Annotated in this window: 1 protein-coding gene; it reads right to left on the bottom strand. The window is 64.8% G+C overall.

Annotated features, from left to right (window positions below):
* On the bottom strand, positions 1-273 hold a 273-nt coding region (locus tag SB751_RS30455), incomplete at both ends, for an efflux RND transporter permease subunit (RefSeq protein ID WP_410749079.1).

Genomic DNA, 273 nt, shown 5'->3' with positions numbered 1-273 from the left:
ATCGCGTCGATCGTGAGCGGACTGTTGTTCAGGCGCACGTTGTACTCGAACTGACCGATCTTCTGCGTACCCGCCGGAATGATCTGGTTCTGCTGCGCGAGCGCGTTCGCCACGTCCTGCGCGGAGAGCTTGCGCGCCTGCAGCGCCTGCGGATTCAGATCGATCTGCACTTCGCGCGTCTTGCCGCCGTACGGCGTGGGAATCGCCACGCCGGGCACGGAGAGCAGTTGCGGGCGGATGAAGTTGGTCGCGTAGTCGCCGAGCTGCTGCTCG

Origin of the sequence: Cupriavidus sp. SIMBA_020, assembly GCF_046535395.1 — a bacterium.
Taxonomy (GTDB): Bacteria; Pseudomonadota; Gammaproteobacteria; order Burkholderiales; family Burkholderiaceae; genus Cupriavidus; species Cupriavidus campinensis.
This window is presented reverse-complemented; position numbering and strand designations above follow the sequence as displayed.